We start from the raw sequence: 23,335 nt of genomic DNA, 5'->3' as shown, positions 1-23,335 counted from the left end.
AATAAGAATATTGTTTTAAAAATGAGCGCCATGCCCACCTCCCCGTGAATTACCTTTCCAATTATTCTAAATGGTCAATTTGCGTAAGACCCAATGCAAAAAATGGAGATGCGGCCAAACCGGCAGCGCAGCCCAATCAAAGGCCTTGCTGGCGATCGGCAACTCGAGCGGGTTGTTGCAGACCCGTGCGGAATAGCAAGATTCCCTTGCTCCCGGGATCAGCCCCGCAATTCATCCCCGCAAAGAAATCCAACGGCTCATGCCGCCTTGCGCGACGTCAGCCACTGCGCCGGCGTCAAAGCCGCCGCCACCACGCGCACCTCGCCGATGTTGCCGAAGAAGCCGTCGGCGCGAGCACCATCCCACGAGCCGCCACCCACCACCCACGGCGAGGTGGCCGAAAGCGTGGCCAGGCCCGGGATGGCCGACGCATTGCGCAGCACCGGCGCGCCTTCGACGTACATCGTGGTGTCGTGCGACACCGGGTCGTTCACGATCGCGACGTGCACCCAGCGGTCGGCAATCACTTCGCCTGACCAATTGGCCTTGGGCGCGCGCGTGCCGGCCGGGATCGGCACCACTTCCCACTGAACCTCGCGCAGGCTCGAAATGGCGAACAGCATCGGCGGAGACTCCGGATCGCCACCCGAGTAGCCAGCCAGATCGCCGCGGCGGCCGTCGCGCGTCATGATGTTCATCCACGCCTGGTTGCCGCTGGCCCAGCTCTTGTCGATCTTGATGAAGGCCTCGACCGTGTAGCCGTTCTCCAGCGTCTGCGCGTTGATCGGCGCCGCCGCGTCGGTGAGGAAGTAGCTCAGCCGCGGCGTGTTCTTGTTGGTGTTGAGGAAGCGCACCGAGCCCGGCGCCGCCGACAGGTAGTGCCGGTCGTCGGTCCACACGATGTCGCCATCGGCGGCGCCGACGATGCCGCCCTGGTTCAGCGCATCGCGGTGCAGCGGGTTGTTGCCCGTGACGTCCGCGACGACGGTGCCCGGCAGCACCGGCTGGTTGACCGCGCCGCCAAAGAAGCGCCAGTGCGCCAGCGTGTTCGCGACCTTCGGGTAGTCGTCCGAATTCGCGGCGGGCCGCTGCTCGACCGTCGCCGGGTCCTTGTAGTTGGCCAGGATCATCGCGCGGGCCTGGTCTACCAGGGAGCTGTCGATGGTGGCGCTGCCGGTGCCGAAGCTCTTGTTGAACCCCGCGAAGCGCTGCGCGAAGTCCACGTCGATGACGAAGGCTTCGTTGGGGGTGGTGAGCACTGCCTGGTCGAAGGTATTCAGCGTATTGGCCGGCTTCTGCGGCACCCAGGGCGAGAACGACAGCACCCTGATCTGCTTGTTCGTCAGGTCGAATTCGTAGAGGCGCATCAGGCCGTTGCCGCCTTGGTAGGCCATCTGGTAATCGACCACCATCTCCTCGACCTTGTGGCCGAAGTCGTTGGTCTTCGTGAGGTGCGCGGCGCCGTGATGGTGGCCGTTGAGCGTCATGAAGATCTGGTCGTTGTCGCGGATCAGCTTCTCCCAGAGCATCCTGCCGTAATCGGTTTCGAGCGGGCTCTTGCCGTCGGCGTCGATATTCAGCAACTGGTGGTTCACCAGAACGACGGGCAGCGTCGGGTTCTTCGCAATCACTTGGCGAGCCCAGGCAATGCCCGCGGCGGAGATGCGCCACGACAGCGACAGCACCATGAACTTCTGGCCCTGCGCCTCGAACACGTGGTATTCGTGAAAGCCACTCGGGTCGCGCGCGCCGAAGGTGGTCTGCTTCTTCGCGCGCTCGGGGCCGAACCACTGGATGTAAGGCTCCTTGGTGGGGTCGCGGTCGGCATCGGTGCCGCCGACGGGGTCGACGCTGTAGTCGAAATCCTTCAGCACGTCGTGGTTGCCGGCAAGCACGCTGTAGGGCAGCTTCGCGTCTTCGAGCACCTTCATGGCGGCATCGGCCACCTTCCACTGGTCGGGCTTGCCGACCTGGTCGACCACGTCGCCGAGATGGATGGTGAACGGGATGTTCAACGCCTTGGCGTTGGCCGCGATCCATTTCGTCTGCGCGGCGAAAGGTGCGCTGCCGAAGCGCTTGTCGTACTGGTCGCTCTCGGCGGCGGTGGCGTAGCGCGCATAGAACTGCGTGTCGGGCATCACGGCGAGCGCGAAGCTGGAGATCTTGGCAGCGGCGGCCGGCGGTGCTGGCGTGGGTGCTGGTGCCGACGTGGATGCCGGTGTCGGCGCGGGTGCTGGCGCCGATGCAGGCGCTGGCAGCGGACCGAAGGCGGGTGAACTGCCGCCGCCACCACCGCCGCAGGCGGCAAGCAAGGCACTGCTGCCGCTAACCGTCAGCAAAGATGCACCCAGCTTGAGCACCTGGCGGCGCGGTGGGGTGCGGTGGTTGTCACCGCCATTCGTTGGGGAATTGCTCGGTTCGGCAGGCGCGGCAACGCGCGGCGCGCGGGCGCCGCGCGAATCGTCGGAAACGGACATGGAAAATGAGGAGCAATTGCGAAGCGCGCAGCGTAGGAGGCTGCGATGACACGGGCATGCAAGGCTCGTGTCACTTCGGTGCACCGGTTCGCCTTCAGGCGTTGCGCGCTCGCTCCATCCGCTCCAGCTTCACCACCTGCCATGCGCACAGGCTGCCGAGCACCGCCAGCAGCGCCGCCGCGGTGAACATCGTGCGGTAGCCGAAAGCCTGCGCGACCGCGCCGCCAAGCAGCACGCCCAGCACGCCGCCAAAGCCATAGCCGATCACCGTGAACAGCGCCTGGCCGCGTCCGCGCAGATGGCCGGGAAAGCGGCGCGACACCACCGCGATGCAGGTCGTGTGGTGCGCCGCGAAGCTCAGCGCATGCAGCCACTGCGCCACGACGAGCGCCGCGATCCAGCCGCCGAGCCCTGCCGTCAACCCCAGCCGCGCGACGGCCGCGATGCCGCACACCAGCATCCAGCGCGGCATCGGCATCAGGCCGATGAGCCGGCCCTGCAGGAAGAACCAGACGATCTCCGCCACCACCGACAGCGCCCACAGCAGGCCGATGGTGCTCTTGCCGTAGCCGATCGAATCGAGGTACAGCGAGAAGAACGCGTACACCGAGAAGTGCGACATCACCTGGAAGAACAGCGCCGCGAAGAACCATTGCACCGACGGGTTGCGCAGCACCGGGCCGATGGGCACCCTCACCGCATCGTGGGCGGCGGGCGGCTCGCGCACGTCCGGCAGCTTCATCGTCGCGAGCAGCACGATGGCCAGCGTGCCGGCCGCCCAGGCCGGAAAGTGCTTCATGCCGAAGCGCTCGAACCACTCGCCCGCCACGAACACCGTGAGCAGGAAGCCGGCCGAGCCGCACAGCCGGATGCGCCCGTAGCGCCCCCAGTCGCCGGCCACCAGCTGCGCCATTGCGGCCTCGGTGAGCGACATCATCGAGCTGGTGTGGGTGAACATCACGAGCAGCACCAGCGCGAGCCACCAGGCGCCGCCGTGCCACCACAGCCCGAAGGAACTGAGCAGCGCCACCGCCGCGCTGAAGCGCAGCAGCTTGACGCGCTGCCCCGTGTGGTCGCTGAGCGCGCCCCAGGCGTACGGCGCAAACACCCGCGTGATCGACTGCACCGACGCCAGCAGGCTGATGGTGAAGATCGGAAGCCCCAGGTCCTTGAGCCAGAGTGGCAGGTAGGGATTGAAGAAGCCGATGTGCGCGAAATAGCTGGCCGACAGACCAGCGAACGCCAGCAGGTGGCCGCGCCCGGCGGCCACTGGCGGCGGGGCGGACACTACAGGAAGGACGCCTGCGGCGACGCAGCTTCGGTCGCGTTGGCTTGCGTCTGCACGTCGCCGCACTGCGCGCGGTTGCGCAGCGCGTGCTCCATGACCACCAGCGCCAGCATGGCCTCGGCAATGGGCGTGGCGCGGATGCCGACGCACGGGTCGTGGCGGCCCTTCGTAACGACCTCGACGGGGTTGTTGTGGATGTCGATGGACTGGCGCGGGCTGATGATCGAGCTGGTCGGCTTGATCGCGATGGTCACTTCCAGGTCTTGCCCGGAACTGATGCCGCCGAGGATGCCGCCCGCGTTATTGGTGACGAAGCCGGTGGGCGTGATCGAGTCGCCATGCGTGGTGCCGCGCTGGGTGACGCTGTCGAAGCCGGCGCCGATCTCGACGGCCTTTACCGCGTTAATGCCCATCATCGCGTAGGCGATCTCTGCGTCGAGTTTGTCGAACAGCGGCTCACCGAGCCCGATGGGCACGTTCGTGGCGGTGACGCGGATGCGCGCGCCGCACGAATCGCCGGCCTTGCGCAGACGGTCCATGTAGTCCTCCAGCGCGCTCACGTCGGCGATGGGGGCGAAGAAGGGATTGTTGGGCACGTGCTCCCAGCTCTCGAACGGAATGGCGATTTCGCCGATCTGCGTCATGCAGCCGCGGAACACCATGCCGTATTTCTCGGCCAGCCACTTCTTGGCAACGGCGCCGGCCGCGACCATGGGGGCGGTCAGCCGCGCCGAGGAACGCCCGCCACCGCGCGGGTCGCGGATGCCGTACTTCTTCCAGTAGGTGAAGTCGGCATGGCCGGGGCGGAATTGCTGGGCAATCTGCCCGTAATCCTTGCTGCGCTGGTCGGTGTTCTGGATCAGCAGTGCAATCGGGGTGCCGGTGGTCTTGCCTTCGTACACGCCGGAGAGGATCTGCACCGCGTCGGGCTCGTTGCGCTGGGTGACGTGGCGGCTGGTGCCGGGGCGCCGACGGTCCAGGTCGCCCTGGATGTCGGCCTCGCTCAGTGCCATGCCGGGGGGGCAGCCGTCGATGACGCAGCCGATGGCCGGGCCGTGCGACTCGCCGAAATTGGTGACCGCGAAGAGTGTTCCGAAGGTGTTGCCGCTCATGCCCGGGATTATCCCCACAAAGCGGCCGCCCCTCAGTCGGTCGTGTTTTCCATGCGCTTGGTCAGCGCGCCCACCTGCAGCTCGATGGAAAACAGCCGTTCGTTCAGCACGGCCGTCTGGAGCCGGATCGCCTCGATGATGGCCTTGGTCTGCGGGTCGGAGGTGTTGTCGCAGAGTTCGGCCAGGTCGTGCAGCTTCTTGCGCAGTTCATTGCTCATGGGAGGCTCCGGTAATCCATCGCGTCGTGGAAGCCCCAGTATGGGGTTTCGTCATCGCTGCGGCAATGCGGCGCCACCCGGGGCTTCGGGTGCACGCGCTTCACGCTGGCGGCAGCAGCCAGCCTTCGAGCTTGGCGAGAGCGCCGGTCCAACCGTGGGTGTGGCTGTCGCGCGCGGCCTTGTCGAAGAACTGTTCGTGCAGCAACACCAGTTCGCAGCCCTCGGCATCGGGTTCGATGCGCACGGTGACGCGCGACTCGCGCTCCGGCGTGCTGCGCCATGCCCAGCTGAAGACCAGCTTGCGATGGGGCACCACCTCGAGGTAGGTGCCGCTCACGTCGTGCGTTTCACCGTCGGCCGCCAGCATGGCCACGCGGAAGCGGCCGCCCACGCGCAGGTCGACCTCGGCGATGGGGACCGAGACGATCTCCGCGGGCCCGAACCAGCGCTTCAGCGCTTGCGGGTCGGTCCACGCGCGCCAGACTTTGTCGGGCGCAACGCGGTAGTGCCGGCGGAGCGTGAGCGAGGGGCGCTCGGCGGCGTCTCGGGCGGAAGGGTTCTCCATTCGGTCTCCTCCTGGTGATAGAGAAAGCGCGCCAGTGCATCGAGGCGCCCGGTCCAGAATTTCTCGTAGCGCGACAACCACACGGCAGCCTCCTGCATGGGCAGGGGCGACAGCGCGCAGCGCACGATGCGGCCCTCTTTCGTGCGCGAGATCAGGCCGGCCTCTTCGAGCACGCGCAGGTGCTTCATGAAGCCGGTGAGCGACATGCCGTGCGGCTCGGCCAGTTCGGTCACGCTGAGGCTGCGTTCACCCAGGGTTTCGAGCACCGCGCGGCGCGTGGAATCGGAAAGCGCGGCGAAGACCGCGTCGAGGGTGCCGGCGTCCGGGAGGGCGATTGAGTGAACCATACGGTTGAGTATCTGGAGGGCCCATGGGCTCGTCAAGCCGTGTTTCGACGACGTGCGTGGCAAGCTCCGACACGTTGCCGCAGCTCATCTTCCCCGGGGCCATATGCTCGACCTCGGAGCGCCAACACCCGCCAAAGGAGAACCATCGATGCCCGACCTGCGCCAACCGTACCCCCCGATCGAACCCTACGAAACCGGCACGCTCGACGTGGGCGACGGCCACCTCATCCGCTACGAACGCGTGGGCACGCCCGGCGCCAAGCCGGCGGTCTTCCTGCATGGCGGGCCCGGCGGCGGCATCTCGCCCGAACACCGGCGGCTGTTCGATCCGGCGCGCTACGACCTGATGCTGTTCGACCAGCGCGGCTGCGGCCAGTCGCAGCCGCACGCCGGCCTGGAGGCCAACACCACCTGGCACCTGGTGGCCGACATCGAGCGCCTGCGCGAGCGCGTAGGTGTCGATCGCTGGCTGGTGTTCGGCGGCTCGTGGGGCTCCACGCTCGCCCTCGCCTATGCGCAGAAGCACCCCGAGCGCGTGAGCGAACTGGTGCTGCGCGGTATCTACACCGTGACCCGCGCCGAGCTGCAGTGGTACTACCAGTTCGGCGTGTCTGAGATGTTCCCCGACAAGTGGGAGAAGTTCCAGGCGCCCATTCCCGAGGCCGAACGCGGCGACATGATCGCGGCCTACCGCAAGCGCCTGACCAGCGACGATCCGGTGGCGCGCATCGAGGCGGCTCGCGCCTGGAGCGTATGGGAGGGCGAGACCATCACCCTGCTGCCGAACCCCGCGCTCGCCGAGACGCATGCCGACGATCATTTCGCGCTGGCCTTCGCGCGGCTGGAGAACCACTACTTCGTGCACGACGCCTGGCTCGAAGACGGCCAGCTGCTCCGCGACGCGCACAAGCTGCACGGCATCCCCGGCGTGATCGTGCACGGCCGCTACGACATGCCCTGCCCCGCGCGCTACGCCTGGGCGCTGCACAGGGCCTGGCCCGAAGCAGAGTTCCACCTGATCGAGGGCGCGGGGCATGCCTACTCGGAGCCCGGCATCCTCGACCAGCTGCTGCGCGCGACCGACAGTTTCGCAGGCCGCTGAATCGCGCCTGGCCGGCCCGACCTGGGAACGCTTTATGCGTGTTGCACCGCAACACCCATCACCTGCGAAGGAGCGCCCCATGCCGGACCGTACCGCCACCCAGTTCTCCCATGTGAAGCCCGGTGACACCGAGTTCGTATCGGGTGGTTTGCGTGACTTTTTTCTCTACCGCGACCTGGGTATCGCCGAAGCCACCAACGGCAAGGTGATCGCGCATCTGGTCAAGGCCAACATGGCACCGGAAACGGGCACGGGCTGGCACCGCCATGAGGCGGACTTCCAGATCGTGATCATGGTCAAGGGCTGGGCCCGCTTCATGTACGAGGACAAGGAAACGCTGGTCGAGGCCGGCGACGTGGTGCACCAGCGGCCAGGCATCCGGCACTTCCTGTTCGACTACTCGCCGGACATGGAGTACCTGGAAATCGTCTCGCCGGCGGACTTCAAGAGCGTCGACGTGGAGCCGGTGTGCGAGATTCCGCCGCCGACGCCCTGGAAGTAGAGTCGCACGGCCACCGGCGGGCGGCTTTTACTCCAAATAACCTGTCTCCAACCTGACCTCGCACGTAAAGACGGCGGGGCTGTCTCCTCGGCCAAACATCGGGCGAGGAAAGTGTCAAACAAGAGTGATTCGCAGTCAGAATCCCGGCCGACGCTTTTGTTTGCGTCCTCTCGAAGGCTCCACGATGACTCCCCCCACCCGCTCGATGCGTCGCCGCACGCCCGTCGCACTGGCCCTGATCGGCCTGTGCGCTTCCTCCCTCCCCACGGCGTTCGCTCAACAGGTCGCGCAGCCCGCCGCGTCCTCGCCCGCCCCCAAGCCCTCGCCCGCTGCCGGCACCTCCGTGCCCACCACGCTGCGCGAAGTGCAGGTCCAGGATGCGCAGGACAAGACAGGCTTCGGCGCCAACCCTGCCTCGCTCAACCGCCTGCCGGCCGACCTGCGCGATGCGCCGCAGTCCGTCACCGTCATCAACCAGGCCGTGATGCAGTCGCAAGGCGCCACCTCGCTCGCGAGCGCGCTGCGCAACGTGCCGGGCCTGACCATCGGCGGCGCCGAAGGCGGGCAGATCGGCACCAACATCAACCTCAACGGCTTCTCGGCGCGTACCGACATCTACCTCGACGGCGCACGCGACCGCGCCCAGTACTACCGCGACACCTTCGCGCTCGAATCGGTCGAGGTGCTGATGGGCCCCTCGTCGATGCTGTTCGGCCGCGGCTCCACCGGCGGCGTGATCAACCAGGTCACGAAGAAGCCTTCGCTCACGCCCGCGGGCGAGGTCTCGGTGTCGGCCAGCACCACGGGCCTCGTACGCTCGACGATCGACGTCAACCGCCCGCTGTCCGACACCTCGGCCTTCCGCATCGCGGCCATGGGCCAGCAGGGCGACGCCAGCACGCGCGAACAGACGAAGCTGAAGGACTTCGGCCTCGACGCCTCGCTGAAGTTCGGCATCAACACGCCGACGCAGGTCACGCTCTCGGCGCTGGTGCAGCACAACCGCGACCAGCCCGACTACGGCGTGCCGCCACTCAACGGCCGCCCAGCCAAGGTCGACCGCGACACGGCCTACGGTTTCAGCGACGACCGCACGATCTCCGACATCCAGGCCTTCAGCGCCGTGGTGCAGCACAAGCTCACCCCCGACACGTCGATCCGCAACCAGACGCAGTACAACGACGTGACCACCGACGCACGCGAGACCGCGCCGCAGGGCATCGGCACCCTGTCGACCAAGGGCGTGTTCACGCCCCTGTCCACCGGCACCACGGCCGCGCCCGCGGCCGCGTTCTCGTCGCTGCCGCTGAGCAGCCTGTGGGTGCGCCAGCAAAGCCATGACCGCACGATCCACGACAAGTCGCTGTTCAACCTGACCGAGCTCAACACGAAGTTCACCACCGGCTCGGTCAAGCACACCCTGCTCGCGGGCCTGGAACTGGGCCACGACACCTACGACAACCAGACCTACTACCGCAACGGCACCTGCAACGGCGTGGCGCTGAACCCGGTGGGCGGCACCAGCGGCTACGCGACATGCTCGCCGCTGCTCGCGCCGTACCAGGGCAACACGCCGAGCACCGCGCCCAGCCTGCGCGGCAACCTCGCCACCGCGAGCGCCACCACGGTGGCCGGCTACGTCAACGACACCATCGAGCTGAGCCCCCAATGGAAACTGGTGGCCGGCGTGCGGCAGGACCACTACCGCGCAAGCGTCTACAACAGCATCCCGACCGCGACCACGCTCGGCAGCGAAAGCCAGACCGTCGACTTCACCAGCGTGCGCGCCGGCGCGATCTGGCAGCCCACGCCCTCGCAGTCGTACTACGTGTCGTACAGCACCTCGTTCAACCCCTCGCTCGAACAGCTCGTCGCCACCACGGGTGCCACGCAGCCGCTGCCGCCGCAGAAGAACAAGGCCTACGAACTCGGCGGCAAGTGGGACCTGAACGACGGCAACCTCTCGCTGACAGCGGCCGCCTTCCAGATCACCCAGACCAACGCGCGCTCGCAGAACAGCGACGGCACCTACAGCGCGACCGGCACGGTGCGCGTGAACGGCGCGCGCGCCGGTGTCGCGGGCCGGGTGACCGACAAGCTTCAGCTGTTCGGCGCCTACACGCACCTGGATGCCACCATCGTCAACGGCATCGCGCCCGGCACGCTCGGCAAGACGCCCGCCAACACGCCGAAGGACGCGGCCAGCCTGTGGGCCACCTACGCCATCACGCCCGAATGGGAGATCGGCGGCGGCACCACCTACAGCGCGAAGCGCTTCGCGAACAACACCAACCTCGTGCAGGTCGGCGGCTACGCGCGCCTCGACGCGATGGTGGCTTACCATCAGCCCAAGTACGACATCCGGCTGAACCTGTTCAACCTGGCCAACCGCTACTACTACGACGCGCTGATCCCCTCCGACGGCGGCCGTGCAGTGCCGGGCTCGGGCCGCGCCGCCACGCTGTCGCTCACCTACCGCCTTTGAGGCCCTGAAGAAGAAGACGATTCGCCATGCTGGTCTGCATTCCCGGCATCCTGGACCGCGAAGCGCTTGCGGCGGTCCGCGCGCGCCTCGATGCGGCCGGCGATGCGTGGGTCGACGGCCGAGTCACCGCGGGCCACCAGGGCGCGCCGGTCAAGTTCAACCAGCAGATCGACGAAGGCTCGGCGGTGGCGCACGAATGCCAGTCCATCGTGGCGAGCGCGCTCGAACGCCACCCGACCTTCATCAGCGCGGCGCTGCCGAACCTGCTGTACCCGCCGATGTTCAACCGCTACAGCGAAGGCATGCGCTTCGGCCTGCACGTGGACGGCGGCGTACGCATCGACCCGCGCACCGGCCGCAAGCTGCGCACCGACCTGTCGGCCACGCTGTTTTTGTCGGACGCCGACAGCTACGACGGCGGCGAGCTGCAGATGGAAGACACGCACGGCATGCAGACCGTGAAGCTCGCGGCCGGCGACATGGTGCTTTACCCCGCCACCAGCCTGCATCAGGTGACGCCCATCACGCGCGGCGTGCGCGTCGCGTGTTTCTTCTGGGTGCAGAGCCTCGTGCGCGACGCGGGCGACCGCGCGCTGCTGTTCGACATGGACAACGCGATCCAGCGGCTCAACCAGAGCGGCGCCGACGAATCGGCGCGCCGCACGCTCGTAGGCACGTACCACAACCTGCTGAGGAAGTGGAGCGACACCTAGTTCTTTAAACTCTCCCGGCTCACCAGACATACAACAACCGAGGAGAGAGAACTTGCGTATTCAAACCACCCGCCTGACAGCCGGCGTGCTGCTCGCGTGCGCCGCTTTCGTGGCCCACACCGGCCACGCCGCATCGCCGACCGGCACCACCCCGTCCACCCCCGCTTCGACCGCCAGTTCGCTGGAGGCCGAGCAGGACGCCGCCTTCAAGGCTGCCAAGGCCGTGCAGAAGGCCGGCCCCGCCGACATCGTGCTGCGCGACCAGGCCCACCTTCAGCTGCCCGCGGGCTATGTGTGGGTGCCGACGCCCGCCGCCGCGCAGTTGATGCGCAGCATGGGCAACCGCACCGACGACACCTTCGTCGGCGCGATCTTCCCCGCCGACGATGCCGACTGGATGGCCGTCGTGAAGTTCGTGAAAGAGGGCTATATCAAGGACGACGATGCGAAGGACTGGAACGCCGACGACCTGCTCAAGAGCCTGAAGGAAGGCACCGAAGCCGCGAACGAGGAGCGCGCCAAGCGCGGCATCCCCGCCATCGAGGTGACGGGCTGGGCGCAGAAGCCGCAGTACGAAGCCGCATCGCACCGCCTCGTGTGGTCGGCCCTGTCCCAGCGCAAGGGCAACACCGACGGCAGCCAAGGCGTCAACTACAACACCTACGCGCTGGGCCGCGACGGCTACCTGAGCCTGAACCTCATCACCAACGCCAAGGACCTCGACAAATACAAGCCCGACGCCAGCAAGCTGCTGGCCGCAATCCAGTACGACGACGGCAAGAAGTACGCGGACTTCAATTCATCGACCGACAAGGTCGCCGCCTACGGCCTGGCCGCGCTGGTGGCCGGCGTTGCGGTGAAGAAACTGGGCCTGTTCGCGATTGCGCTGGCCTTCCTGGCCAAGTTCGCAAAGCTGGCCGTGGTGGCGGGCGGTGCGGCGCTGTGGGGCATCGCGAAGCTGTTCAAGAAGAAGGCTTGAGCGCAGGGGCCGGACCGAAGGACCGCGGCGGCGCAACCGGACTGAGTTTTCAGAACGTCCCGGAATTCCAGCAATCCGGCGCGACAATTCGGGCATGGCCACCTCCTCCGACCTCCCTCCCCTCAACCGCCAGTTCGTCGCGCATTTCGGCGAGATGGGCAGCAAGTGGGGCATCAACCGCACCGTCGGGCAGATCTATGCGCTGATCTTCCTGTCGGAGCGCGCGCTCAACGCCGACGAGATCGCCGAGCTGCTCGAGTTCTCGCGCTCGAACGTCAGCATGGGCCTGAAGGAACTGCAGGCCTGGCGGCTGGTGCACCTGCGGCATCACGCGGGCGACCGGCGCGAATACTTCGAGGCCCCCTCGGACGTGTGGGAAATCTTTCGCGTGCTGGCCGAGGAGCGCCGCCGCCGCGAGATCGAACCCACGCTCTCGATGCTGCGCAACGCGCTGCTCGAATCACCCACCAGCGACGCCGAACGCCACGCGCAGGAGCGCATGCGCGAGATGCACGACCTGATCGACCGGCTGATGAAATGGTTCGACGACGTGCAGCGGCTCGCGCCCGAGACCGCCATGAAGCTCATGGGCATGGGCGCGACGGTGACGAAGGTGTTGACACTCAAGGACCGCATCACGGGGGGCGGCGTCTCGAAGAAGAAGCCCGCGGCGGATTGAAGGGGGCGCCGTTCGGGGGCGCTCACGCCGACGGGGGACCTTCGCGGAGGGGAGTACCCGGTGGCCTGTGCACGCCCCCCAGACTGACCGCAAAAAGTGAAGGGACTCTCAAAGCCGCTCCTGCCCCTGCGGCGCTTCGGGCATCTCGAGCTTCTCCCTGCGGATGGCGTCGTCGTCCATGAGTTCGTACCACATGGCATTGAGTACGGCGAAAGCGGCTGCCAGCGGCAGACCGAGGATCCAGGCGAAGTACCACATCTTTTTTCCTCCGTTCAGTAGGCGTGACCGCTCTCGTCGCGGATCGCCTGTTCGTCGACCTTGCCCCACAGCACGTGGTAGACCCAGCTGGTGTAGGCCACGATCAGGGGAATGAAGAAGGCCGTGACCACCAGCATGATGAACAGCGTGAGGTGACTCGACGACGAGTCCCACACCGTGAGGCTCGCGCGCGGATCGATCGACGACGGCAGGATGAACGGGAACATCGACGCCCCCACGCTGAGGATGATGCCGGCGATGCCGAGCGCCGCCGCGAGCAGCGCGAGCACCGGGCGGCGCAGCGCGAGGCCGAGCAGCGCACCCAGCGTGCCGACGAAGCCCGCGGCCGGTGCGGCCCATGTCCACGGGTGCACAGTGTAGTTGGCGGTCCACGCACCGGCGTGCAGCTCGACAGTCTTCAGCATCGGATTCGACGGTCCTATCGCATCGACCACGCTGCTGATGCGATAGCCGCCGATGCTCGTCGCCAGCAGCACGCCGGCCAGCGCATACAGCGCGATGGTGAGCACCGCGGCGACCATGCCGTAGCTGCGCGCGCGCTCGGCGACCGGCCCGGCCGTCTTCAGCAGCAGCCACGACGCGCCGTGCATCACGAGCATCGCCACCGACACCAGCCCGCACAGGACGGCGAACGGATTCAGCAGGCCGAAGAAGCCGCCGTCGTAGAAGATGTGCATGTCGCTTCCGAAGCGGAACGGCACGCCCTGCAGCACGTTGCCCACGGCCACGCCGCAGATCAGCGCGGGCACGAAGCCGCTGAAGAACAGCACGCCGTCCCAGCGTGCGCGCCATTGCGGCGACTCGCGCTTGCTGCGGAACTTGAAGGCCACGGGCCGCAGGATCAGCGCCGTGAGAATCACGAACATCGCCAGGTAGAAGCCCGAGAACGACACGGCGTACAGCTGCGGCCACGCCGCGAAGATCGCGCCGCCGCCGAGGATCAGCCACACCTGGTTGCCTTCCCACACCGGGCCCACGCTGTTGATGACGACACGGCGTTCGATGTCGTTGCGCGCCGCGAAAGGCAGCAGCATGCCGCTGCCCAGGTCGAAGCCGTCGGTCACGGCGAAGCCCACCAGCAGCACGCCGATCAGCAGCCACCAGATGATGCGAAGGGTGTCGTAGTCGAGGAGTGTGTGAAGGATCATGCGGCGCTCCCGGTGGTGGCAACAGCGGCGCCGGCGTGCGCCGGCGGAACGTGCGAGCGGGTGTCGCCCTCGTCGGGCGCGTGCTCGGCTTCAGGCCCCTTGCGGATGGCCTTGAGCATCAGCTTCATCTCGATGACGAGCAGCGTGCTGTAGATCGCGACGAAGCCCGCGAGCGTGAGCAGCAGCGTCTTCACGCCGAGGTTCGACACGGCCACCGCGGTTGGCAGCACGCCCTCGATCACCCACGGCTGGCGGCCGAACTCCGCCACCAGCCAGCCCGACTCGATGGCAATCCACGGCAGCGGAATCGCGAACACGGCGAGCTTCAGCAGCCAGCGGTAGCGGTCCAGCCTGCGGCGTGCCGACAGCACGAAGAAAGTGGCGGTCAGCACGATCAGCAGCATGCCGATGCCCACCATCACGCGGAACAGCCAGAACAGCGGCGCCACTTGCGGCACGGTGTCCCACGCGGCCTTTGCGATCTGCTCGTCGGTGGCGGTGCGCGGGTCGTCCACGTAGCGCTTGAGCAGCAGCGCGTAGCCCATGTTGATGCCGTTGTCCTCGAAGTCGCCGCGCACGCCTTGCGTGACCTTGCCGGTGCCGCCGGCTTCGCGGATCTTCTGCAGCGCGTCGTACGCCTTGAGGCCTTCGCGGATGCGGGCTTCGGCGCGCTTCACGAGTTCGTCGATGCCGGGCATCACGGTGTCGAGCGAGCGCGTGCCGATCAGGCCCATCACCGCCGGGACGTGGATGGCGTAGTGCGTCTCGCGCGCCTGCTGGTCGGGAAACCCGATGACGGTGAAGGCGGCGGGCGCGGGCTGCGTTTCCCACATGGCCTCGATGGCGGCCAGCTTCATCTTCTGGTGTTCGCCCGAGAGGTAGCCGCTTTCGTCGCCGAGCACAGCGACCGACAGCGCCGCGGCCAGGCCGAAGGAGGCCGCGACGGTCATCGAGCGCTTCGCAAGCTCGAGGTGGCGCCCCTTGAGCACGTACCAGGCCGACACGCCGAGCACGAACACGGCCGCGCACACGTATCCCGCCGACACGGTGTGCACGAACTTGGCCTGCGCCACGGGGTTGGTCAGCACCGCGGCGAAGTCGGTCACTTCCATGCGCATGGTCTGCGGGTTGAAGGCCGCGCCCACGGGGTTCTGCATCCAGCCGTTGGCGATCAGGATCCACAGCGCCGAGAAGTTCGAGCCGATGGCCACGGCCCACGTCGCGATCAGGTGGCCCACTTTCGATAGCTTGTCCCAGCCGAAGAAGAACAGCCCGACGAAGGTGGCTTCCATGAAGAAAGCCATGAGCCCCTCGATGGCCAGCGGCGCGCCGAAGATGTCACCGACGTAGTGGCTGTAGTAGCTCCAGTTCATGCCGAACTGGAACTCCATCACGATGCCGGTGGCCACGCCCATTGCGAAGTTGATGCCGAACAGCACGCCCCAGAACTTCGTCATGTCGCGCCAGATCGTGCGACCGGTCATCACGTAGACCGTCTCCATGATCGCGAGAATGATCGAAAGCCCGAGCGTCAGCGGCACGAACAGGAAGTGATACAGCGCCGTGACGGCGAACTGCAGGCGCGATAGCGCGACGATGTCGAGGTCCATGAGTCTTCCTTTGTGTTCCCTGTTTTCCCGTTCTGAAGTCAATCCGGCCGCAGGCTGCGCAGCGCAGCGTCGAAGGCACCGCTGCCGCGCCGCAGGTCGGCGGTGATGCAGCCCTGGTGCATGCACACGATGCGGTCGGCCAGCGCGGCTTCGCGGCGCAGGTGCGTGGCGATCAGCAAGGTGCGTCGGCCGGCGTGTTGCGCGAGGCGATGCAGCACGTCGTGCGCGGTAGCGGCATCGAGCGCCTCGGTCGGTTCGTCGAGCAGCCAGAGCGGTACGGGGCGCAGCAGCAGGCGCGCCAGTGCGAGCCTGCGCGACTGCCCGCCCGAGAGGCCGAGGCCGCCCTCGCCGAGGCGGGTGCCAAGGCCGGCGGCCATCGCGCGCACGTCGCTTTCGAGACCTGCGGCGCGCAGTGCGGCGTGCAATTGCTCGTCGGTGGCGTCGGGGGCTGCAAGGCGGAGGTTGTTGCGCAGGCTGTCCTGGAACAGTTCGGTGCGCTGCGTAAGCAGGCAAGCGGGCTGCGCGCTCGTGCTGCCGGACTGTGGCGTGATCTCGTTGGCGATCGCTGCGAGCAGCGTGGACTTTCCGGCGCCGCTTGCGCCGATCAGTGCGACGCGCTCGCCTGCGTCCAGGGTCAGCGACACGTCGCGCAACACTTGCGTGCGGCTGCCGGGGTGAACCACCGTGACGCCCTTCAGCTCCACCGCGAAGGCCGCGTCACGCTCTTGTGCCGCGGCAACCTCGTTGCCTTGCGCAGTCATGCGCGGTGCAAGGCGCCGCACCGCCAGCCACGTGCGGCCCGCATCGAGCGCACCACGGCGCAAGGCCGCGAAAGGTTCGGCCGCAGTGAGTGCCACCAACAGTGCCAGCGCCGCAGCGGGCGCGCCGATGGCGCCCTCGCCTGCCAGCACGCCGACGGCCAGCAGCACGCCGACGAGGGTCAGGGTACTTGCGCTGCCATAGGCCAGACCAGCCGCCGCTTCGAGCTTGTTCAGCACGAGGTCCGCCTTGGCGAGGTGCATATCGGCATTCATCAATGCCTCGCGCTGTGCGCCGATGCGGCCTGCCATCACCAGGTCGGCCTGCCCCGCCACGAGGTCGACCGCGCGTGCGCGCAGCGCTTCCATGGCATGCGCCCGCTGCACGGCCGGTCGGCGCGCGCGCCTTGCGACGAGGAACGCGATGCCCCAGCCGACGACCACGAGCCAGAGCATCAGCGCAATGCCCATGCCGGCGTGCATGAAGCCGAGCACGAGGCCCGCCAGCAATGCAGCGCCCAATGTCGCAGCGGCCGGCACGAACAGGCGAAGGTAGAGCGACTCCAGCGCATCGATGTCGGCCGTCAGGCGAAACAGCAGGCGGGCCGGGCGCATCAGCAGTTCGCGCGCCGCCTCGGCCTTGGCCCAGCCGCGGAACAGGCGAACGCGCAGCGCGGCGAGCACGGCGAAGGTCGCGTCGTGTGTCACTAGCCGCTCGCCGTAGCGCGATGCCGTACGGCCGAGCGCCAGCAAGCGGATGCCGGCCGACGGCATGAACACGTCGAAGGTGAAGGCGGTGGCTGCATGAAGGCCGGCCAATGCGGTCGCGGTGATGAACCAGCCCGAAAGCCCCAGCAGTGCCATGCCTGCAAGCACGGTGACTGCCGCGAGCAGGCAGCCCAGCAGCAGGGGACGCGGCTGCGCGGCAAGGAAGGGGCGCAGCACCAGGCGCAGATCGCGCCAGTTCGAAGCGACGAGAGGCGACGCCTTCATGCTGCCCTCTCCATCGCTTCGGTGCCAAGGTTCACTGCACGGTCCATGCGCGCAGCCAGCACCTGGTCGTGCGTGGCGACGACGAGGGTCTTGCCGCGCGCCAGCGCCACCAGCGCATCGGCCACGCGCTCGGCCGTTTCGGTGTCGAGGTGGGCCGTCGGTTCGTCCACAAGCAGCAGGTCGGCATGCGGATGCACCGCGATGCGTGCGAGCGCGAGCCGCACGGCTTCTCCGCCAGACAGGCCATGGCCGCCCTCTCCGATCGCCACGCCGGGATGCGCCTGCGCCACAGCGTCGAGCGACGCGAAGCGCATCGCCTCGGCGACCTCCGAGGTACCCACCTCCGCGCGCCCCAACGCCACATTGGTCTTGACCGAGCCGGCGAAAACGTGCGGTGCCTGGCCCATCCATGCCATACGCTGGCGCAGCGCCGTCACCGTGCGATCCGTGAGCACCACGCCGCCGACCGAGATCTCGCCGCGCGTCGCGGGCACGAGGCCTGCGAGCAAGGACAGCAAGGCCGTCTTGCCCGAGCCGCTGGGCCCCATCAACGCGATGTGTTCGCCGGCCGCGACGCGAAGCTCGAAGCCTTCGAAGACTTCTTGCGGCTCACCGGGCCAGGAGAAATGCAGGTTGCGGACGGCGACGGCCGGTGCCCCGCCGGTCGGAGCCATCGCTGCGCGCGTCAGCGAAGCGTTCGCACCAGGCAGCGGCAGTTCGTTGCGCTGCAAGCGGCCGAGCGCCTCCAGCGCCGCTTCGCCCGCAGCCCGGTCATGCCAGACCGCCGACAACTCACGCAGCGGCTCGAAGAATGCCGGCGCCAGCAGCAGCACGAACAGCCCCTCGCCCAGGCTCAGCTGCCGGCCCCAGGTGCCGAAGCCGAGCGTGCCCAACAAGTGGAAACCGACGTAGGCGGCCACCATCGCCACACCCAGCGCCGAGAAAAGCTCCAGCACGGCCGACGAGAGAAACGCAATGCGCAGCACCGCCATCGTCCGCCGGCGCAGGGATTGCGCGGCATCGTCCAGCCGCTGCGCCGTGGCCTCCACCGCATCGAGCGCACGCAGCGTCGCCAGCCCGCGAAGCCGGTCGAGCAGGAACGCATTCATGCCGCCCATCTCCACCATCTGCGCCTGGCTCGCCGCCTTGGCACGCCAGCCGACGATGGCCATGAAGACCGGAATGAGCGGCGCCGCGACCAGCAGCACCAGCGCGGCCACCCACGAAAAGGCGGCCACCGCACACAGGATGAAGATCGGCACCACCGTCGCGCGCCAGCGCGCGGGCTGGTAGCGCACCAGGTACGGCACCAGCGCCTCGGCCTGCTCGGCGAGCACGCTGGCGGCCAGCCCGGAAGGCGCGCGGCCGCGATCCAGCGGCGAGCCGCCGGCCAGCGCCGCGGCTGTTTGCGCGCGCAGCACCGTGAGCTGCGCGCGCGCCCGGGAGAAGGTCCGGCGCGCGCCCCAGGCCTCGCAGCCTGCCCGCAGCAGCCCGAGCAACAGGATCGCACCGGCGGGCCAGGTCACGGCCGCCAAACCGCGACCCGACGCCAGCCCCTGCACCGCCATCGCCAGCAGCGCCGCCTGCGGCAGCCAGAACAGCGCCGCGGCGCCCTGCACCATCCCGCCGACGTCGGGCGACGCGAAAGCCCGCAGCGGCGATCGGAGTGGCGAGTGCTTGGTCATTCCTTTTTTTCGTGTATTTTCAGTATTTACTGAAATTTCCACAATCATACCGGAGACGGGAGTGACTGACGAGCCCGCAGACTGCACGCTCCAGCGCTCGAGCGCAACCGGTTCAGGAAGATTCGGCCAGTGCGCCTGCGCGGGCGCGCCTGTCCTTTAATGAGAAACGACTATTCCGCTGACCAGCAGCGCGGCAAACAGCGCGAAGACCGCGCGCCACGAGGCAGGGCGCGCTTCCACCCAGCGATACAGCAGCGCCGCCGCGGCCACCGACAGGCCGAAGGTCGCCACGAGGCCGGCCGCATCGAACCACGCGCCGTGCGGCCCGGAATTAGCGACCGCCGCATTCGTGGCGAGCAGCACCGGGAAGTGGATCAGGAACAGCGAGTAAGACATGCGCCCCAGCCGCAGCAACGGCATGGCCACGGCAGGCCAATGGGGCGGCGACAGCCAGTTCCGGCGCTGCGCGACGGCCAGCAGCAGCGCCGTGACCAGCGCGGTCGCGATGCGGCTGCGCCAGTCGAGGGCAAGCGCGCCTGCTCCCACCAGCGCCATCAGCGCGACGGCGCTCTGCCAGGTGCTGGCGCGCGTGGCGCGGCCGATCCAGAACACCAGCATGCCCAGGCCGTAGGTTCCGAAGAAATAGAAGGCGGTGTCGTCCAGCCCCGCGTTGCGGTTGAAGAGCACGAGCGAAGCCACGGCCAGGCCGACCACCAGCGCCACGGGCATCCAGCGCATCTGCGCGCCCGGCGGCGGCGAACCGCTCGAGCGCTGCAGCAGCGTGGGCAGGCCCACCAGCGCCAGCGCCAATGCAAACAGCTGGAAGTCGATGGCCACGTACCAGACACCCGTCGACAGCGACTCGAAGCCCAGCAGGTCCTGCAGCAGCAATCCATGCGCGACCAACTGCCCGAAGGTCGGCGCCGCGGGCACCACCTCCTCGTCGAGCCATGGCCGCACCACCGCCGCGACCAGCACGCACACCGTGAGCGCAGCAAGGTATGGCATGACCAGCCGCCCATAGCGCTGCAGGATGCGCGTCACCGGCCGCTCCACGCGCAGCAGGCCGTCAGGCGCAAGGCTGGCGGCCGCCAGGAAGCCGGCGATCACAAGGAACACCTGCACCGCCAGCCGGCCCTCGTCGGCCAGCCAGGCGAAGAAATCGGGCGCGAGCGCATACGCGCCGGCTGGCATCGGGCCGTAGCGCGAAAGATGGTGTCCGACGATCACCGCACAGGCGATGCCCTTTGCCGCATCGAGCAGCGGCATGCGCCCCACGGATGACGACGGCGCGCCGGCAGCAGGCGCCGCGCCGTTCGCGGCTGAAGTCAAAGCGCGAGCCGTTGCCTTGCTTCCTGGTATTCGCGCTTGAGCTTTTCGATGAAGGCCGCGGCGCTCGCCACTTCGGTCACGGCGCCGATGCCCTGGCCCGAGCCCCAGATGTCTTTCCAGGCCTTGGCCTTGCTGCCTTCGCCGCCGCCGAAGTTCATGGTCTTGACGTCGCCTTCGGGCAGATTGGCCGGGTCCATGCCGGCCGCGACGATGCTGGGTGCGAGGTAGTTGCCGTGCACGCCCGTGAAGAGGCTGGAATAGACGATGTCGTCGGAAGTGCCGTCGACGATGGCCTGCTTGTAGTCCTCGCTGGCGCGCGCCTCTTCGGTCGCGATGAAGGCGGTGCCGATGTAGGCGAAGTCGGCGCCCATGGCCTGCGCCGCAAGCACCGCGCCGCCGGTGGCGATGGAGCCCGACAGTGCAATGGGGCCGTCGAACCACTGGCGGATTTCCTGCACCAGCGCGAACGGGCTCTTCGTGCCCGCGTGGCCGCCGGCGCCGGCCGCCACGGCGATGATGCCGTCGGCGCCCTTTTCGATCGCCTTCTGCGCGAACTTGTTGTTGATGATGTCGTGCAGCGTCACGCCGCCGTAGCTGTGCACCGCGTCGTTCACGTCGGTGCGCGCGCCCAGCGAGGTGATGACGATCGGCACCTTGTACTTCACGACCATTTCCATGTCGTGCTCGAGGCGGTCATTGCTCTTGTGCACGATCTGGTTGATGGCGAACGGCGCGGCTGGCTTGTCCGGATTGGCCTTGTTGTAGGCCGCGAGTTCCTCGGTGATCTCCGCGAGCCAGTCTTCCAGCTGCGCCGCGGGACGCGCGTTGAGCGCGGGCATCGAGCCGACCACGCCGGCCTTGCATTGCGCAATCACGAGCTTGGGGTTGCTGATGATGAACAGCGGCGAGCCGATGATCGGCAGCGGCAGGTTCGCGAGGACGGGGGGTAGCTTGGACATGTTGTCTCCGTAAATGGATGTCGGTTTTATAAGAGAGAGGAGCCCCTGCCGCCCGTCAGGTGGGCGACACGGGGCGGGGCTCAAAAAGCCTCGAGCGCGAGCGCCGTGACGCTTTCGGCGCCGTCGACGATGCTGTCGCGCATGCCCGGCACCTTGTTGAGGATGTGCTCGGCATAGAAGCGCGCGGTGGCGATCTTCGCCAGCATGAAGTCGGTATCGAAGCTGCGCGAGGCAAGGTCCTGCGCAATGATCAGCGAGCGCGCAAGCTGCCAGCCTGCCACGAGGTTGCCCGCGAGCATCAGGTAGGGCACGCTGCCTGCGAACACGGCGTTGGGCGAAGCCTTGGTCTGGCCCGCGACGAAATCGACGACTTCGACGAAGGCTTCGCGCGCAGCCTTCAGGCGCTTGAGCACGGCGGCTGCAGCGGCGCTGTCGCTCTTGGCGAGTTCGGCCTCGGTCTTCTCGATCTGCGCGGCAATCGCCTTCGCGGTCCGGCCGCCGTCGCGCGCGGTCTTGCGGCCCACGAGGTCGTTGGCCTGGATCGCGGTGGTGCCTTCGTAGATCGTGAGGATCTTCGCGTCGCGGTAGTACTGCGCCGCGCCCGTCTCCTCGATGAAGCCCATGCCGCCGTGCACCTGCACGCCCAGCGAAGCCACTTCGAGGCTCATCTCGGTGCTGTAGCCCTTCACGAGCGGCACCATGAATTCGTAGAAGGCCTGGTTCTGCTTGCGCGCATCGGCGTCGGGATGGTGATGCGCGGCGTCGTAGGCGGCGGCGGCCACGCTGGCCATCGCGCGGCAGCCTTCGGTGTAGGCGCGCATCGTCATCAGCATGCGCTTCACATCCGGATGGTGAATGATCGGCGCACTGGCGTTGATGGAACCGTCGACCGGGCGGCTCTGCACGCGGTCCTTGGCGTAGGCCACAGCGTGCTGGTAAGCGCGCTCGGCAATCGCGATGCCCTGCATGCCCACGGCGTAGCGGGCCGAGTTCATCATGATGAACATGTATTCGAGGCCGCGGTTCTCCTGGCCCACGAGGTAGCCGACGGCACCGCCATGGTCGCCGTACTGGAGCACGGCGGTGGGCGAGGCCTTGATGCCCATCTTGTGCTCGATGCTCACGCAGTGCACGTCGTTGCGCTCCCCGAGCGAGCCGTCCTTGTTCACGAGGAACTTGGGCACGACGAACAGGCTGATGCCCTTCACGCCCTCGGGCGCGCCGGTGACGCGCGCCAGCACCAGGTGCACGATGTTCTCGGCCATGTCGTGCTCACCGTAGGTGATGAAGATCTTGGTGCCGAACACCTTGTAGGTGCCGTCGGGCTGCGGCTCGGCGCGGCTGCGCACCATGGCCAGGTCGCTGCCGGCCTGCGGCTCGGTGAGGTTCATCGTGCCGGTCCACTGGCCGCTCACGAGCTTTTCGAGGTACACCGCCTTCAGTTCGTCGGAGCCGGCCGTGAGCAGCGCCTCGATGGCGCCGTCGCTCAGCAGCGGGCACAGCGCGAAGCTCATGTTGGCCGAGTTGAGCATCTCGCCGCAGGCCGCGCCGATGGTCTTGGGCAGGCCCTGGCCGCCGAAGTCCGCCGGATGCTGAAGGCCCTGCCAGCCACCCGACACGTACTGCGCAAAGGCCTCCTTGAAGCCCGGCGTGGTGGTGACGGCGCCGTCCTTGAACGACGAGGGATTGCGGTCGCCCGCCACGTTCAGGGGCGCGACCACATCCTGGTTGAAGCGCGCGCATTCCTCCAGCACGGCCTGCGCGGTTTCGAGGCCGGCGTCTTCGAAGCCCGGCAGCTTCGCGATCTCGCCGATGTTGGCCAGGTGCTCGATGTCGAACAGCATGTCCTTGAGGGGGGCGGTGTAGCTCATGTCTTGTCTCCAGATACAGCGGATACGAAAAGGGCATCGCGAACGATGCCCTCTGGCTCATTGCGCCGGTGCGGTCAGAGCGCCTTCACCAGTTCCGGCACCGCCGTGAACAGGTCGGCCACGAGCCCGTAGTCGGCCACCGAGAAGATCGGCGCTTCCTCGTCCTTGTTGATCGCCACGATCACCTTGGAATCCTTCATGCCGGCCAGGTGCTGGATCGCACCCGAGATGCC

20 protein-coding genes and 1 pseudogene are annotated in these 23,335 nt (G+C 67.6%); 6 read left to right on the top strand and 15 right to left on the bottom strand.

The features are described from left to right. Positions 1-257 precede the first annotated feature (257 nt). The 6 genes from PMI12_RS02725 to PMI12_RS27980 all read right to left on the bottom strand — a co-directional run bounded on the left by PMI12_RS02725 (position 258) and on the right by PMI12_RS27980 (position 6,007). Positions 258-2,477, bottom strand: coding sequence for a LamG-like jellyroll fold domain-containing protein (locus PMI12_RS02725; protein WP_042672707.1), 2,220 nt, complete (start codon positions 2,475-2,477; stop codon positions 258-260). Between the two features lie 94 nt (positions 2,478-2,571). Beyond that, positions 2,572-3,765, bottom strand: a complete 1,194-nt coding sequence (locus PMI12_RS02720) for an MFS transporter (RefSeq protein WP_007828852.1) — start codon at positions 3,763-3,765, stop codon at positions 2,572-2,574. Further along, on the bottom strand, positions 3,765-4,877 hold the full coding sequence (aroC, locus tag PMI12_RS02715) for a chorismate synthase (protein ID WP_042672705.1): 1,113 nt from the start codon (positions 4,875-4,877) through the stop codon (positions 3,765-3,767). The genes PMI12_RS02720 and aroC overlap by 1 nt, the downstream gene beginning before the upstream one ends. Positions 4,878-4,909: 32 nt before the next feature. Then, positions 4,910-5,095, bottom strand: coding sequence for a hypothetical protein (locus PMI12_RS02710; RefSeq protein ID WP_007828850.1), 186 nt, complete (start codon positions 5,093-5,095; stop codon positions 4,910-4,912). A gap of 100 nt (positions 5,096-5,195) precedes the next feature. Further along, positions 5,196-5,660, bottom strand: a complete 465-nt coding sequence (locus PMI12_RS02705; RefSeq protein ID WP_007828848.1) for an SRPBCC family protein — start codon at positions 5,658-5,660, stop codon at positions 5,196-5,198. Beyond that, positions 5,546-6,007 (bottom strand): ArsR/SmtB family transcription factor, encoded by a 462-nt coding sequence (locus PMI12_RS27980; protein WP_157632112.1) that lies wholly within the window; start codon positions 6,005-6,007, stop codon positions 5,546-5,548. The genes PMI12_RS02705 and PMI12_RS27980 overlap by 115 nt, the downstream gene beginning before the upstream one ends. Positions 6,008-6,155: 148 nt before the next feature. Here PMI12_RS27980 and pip point away from each other — a divergent pair, with 148 nt between their 5' ends. The 6 genes from pip (at position 6,156) to PMI12_RS02675 (ending at position 12,467) form a co-directional block, all read left to right on the top strand. Then, on the top strand, positions 6,156-7,109 hold the full coding sequence (gene pip / locus PMI12_RS02700; protein WP_007828847.1) for a prolyl aminopeptidase: 954 nt from the start codon (positions 6,156-6,158) through the stop codon (positions 7,107-7,109). 79 nt (positions 7,110-7,188) lie between these two features. Beyond that, positions 7,189-7,611: a cupin domain-containing protein gene (locus PMI12_RS02695; RefSeq protein WP_007828846.1), complete on the top strand. Its 423-nt coding sequence runs from the start codon at positions 7,189-7,191 to the stop codon at positions 7,609-7,611. A gap of 184 nt (positions 7,612-7,795) precedes the next feature. Continuing rightward, positions 7,796-10,096 (top strand): TonB-dependent receptor, encoded by a 2,301-nt coding sequence (locus PMI12_RS02690; protein WP_007828845.1) that lies wholly within the window; start codon positions 7,796-7,798, stop codon positions 10,094-10,096. Between the two features lie 26 nt (positions 10,097-10,122). Then, a complete protein-coding gene (locus PMI12_RS02685) occupies positions 10,123-10,809 on the top strand; it encodes a Fe2+-dependent dioxygenase (RefSeq protein WP_007828844.1) in 687 nt (228 codons plus the stop codon). Between the two features lie 85 nt (positions 10,810-10,894). After that, positions 10,895-11,788, top strand: a complete 894-nt coding sequence (locus PMI12_RS02680; protein ID WP_157632114.1) for a DUF2167 domain-containing protein — start codon at positions 10,895-10,897, stop codon at positions 11,786-11,788. 94 nt (positions 11,789-11,882) lie between these two features. After that, positions 11,883-12,467, top strand: a complete 585-nt coding sequence (locus PMI12_RS02675) for a GbsR/MarR family transcriptional regulator (protein WP_007828838.1) — start codon at positions 11,883-11,885, stop codon at positions 12,465-12,467. Positions 12,468-12,575: 108 nt separating this feature from the next. Here the strand turns inward: PMI12_RS02675 and cydX are convergent, their stop codons facing one another. From cydX to PMI12_RS28610, 9 genes and pseudogenes are all read right to left on the bottom strand, one after another. Next, entirely contained in the window at positions 12,576-12,725 is a 150-nt protein-coding gene (gene cydX, locus PMI12_RS02670) for a cytochrome bd-I oxidase subunit CydX (protein WP_007828837.1), read from the bottom strand. Between the two features lie 14 nt (positions 12,726-12,739). Next, the gene (cydB, locus tag PMI12_RS02665) at positions 12,740-13,894 is read right to left on the bottom strand and encodes a cytochrome d ubiquinol oxidase subunit II (RefSeq protein WP_007828836.1); all 1,155 of its coding nucleotides are present in this window, start codon (positions 13,892-13,894) and stop codon (positions 12,740-12,742) included. After that, positions 13,891-15,504 carry a cytochrome ubiquinol oxidase subunit I gene (locus PMI12_RS02660; protein ID WP_007828834.1) on the bottom strand — a complete coding sequence of 538 codons (1,614 nt, stop codon included), beginning with the start codon at positions 15,502-15,504 and terminating at the stop codon, positions 13,891-13,893. Before PMI12_RS02660 ends, cydB begins: the two co-directional genes overlap by 4 nt. Before the next feature lie 38 nt (positions 15,505-15,542). After that, positions 15,543-17,255: an amino acid ABC transporter ATP-binding/permease protein gene (locus PMI12_RS02655; protein ID WP_007828833.1), complete on the bottom strand. Its 1,713-nt coding sequence runs from the start codon at positions 17,253-17,255 to the stop codon at positions 15,543-15,545. Further along, positions 17,252-18,940 (bottom strand): thiol reductant ABC exporter subunit CydD, encoded by a 1,689-nt coding sequence (gene cydD, locus PMI12_RS02650; RefSeq protein WP_007828832.1) that lies wholly within the window; start codon positions 18,938-18,940, stop codon positions 17,252-17,254. Before cydD ends, PMI12_RS02655 begins: the two co-directional genes overlap by 4 nt. Positions 18,941-19,096: 156 nt before the next feature. Then, positions 19,097-20,209: an acyltransferase family protein gene (locus PMI12_RS02645; RefSeq protein WP_007828830.1), complete on the bottom strand. Its 1,113-nt coding sequence runs from the start codon at positions 20,207-20,209 to the stop codon at positions 19,097-19,099. Between the two features lie 59 nt (positions 20,210-20,268). Further along, positions 20,269-21,231: an NAD(P)H-dependent flavin oxidoreductase gene (locus PMI12_RS02640; protein WP_007828829.1), complete on the bottom strand. Its 963-nt coding sequence runs from the start codon at positions 21,229-21,231 to the stop codon at positions 20,269-20,271. 80 nt (positions 21,232-21,311) lie between these two features. After that, positions 21,312-23,102 carry an acyl-CoA dehydrogenase gene (locus PMI12_RS02635; protein ID WP_007828828.1) on the bottom strand — a complete coding sequence of 597 codons (1,791 nt, stop codon included), beginning with the start codon at positions 23,100-23,102 and terminating at the stop codon, positions 21,312-21,314. Positions 23,103-23,176: 74 nt separating this feature from the next. Then, positions 23,177-23,335: pseudogene (locus tag PMI12_RS28610) on the bottom strand (electron transfer flavoprotein subunit alpha/FixB family protein); the annotation flags it as partial.

Origin of the sequence: Variovorax sp. CF313 (genome assembly GCF_000282635.1) — a bacterium.
GTDB lineage: Bacteria > Pseudomonadota > Gammaproteobacteria > Burkholderiales > Burkholderiaceae_C > Variovorax.
Note: the sequence above shows the minus strand (reverse complement) of the source record. Positions and strands in the feature narration are given on the sequence as shown.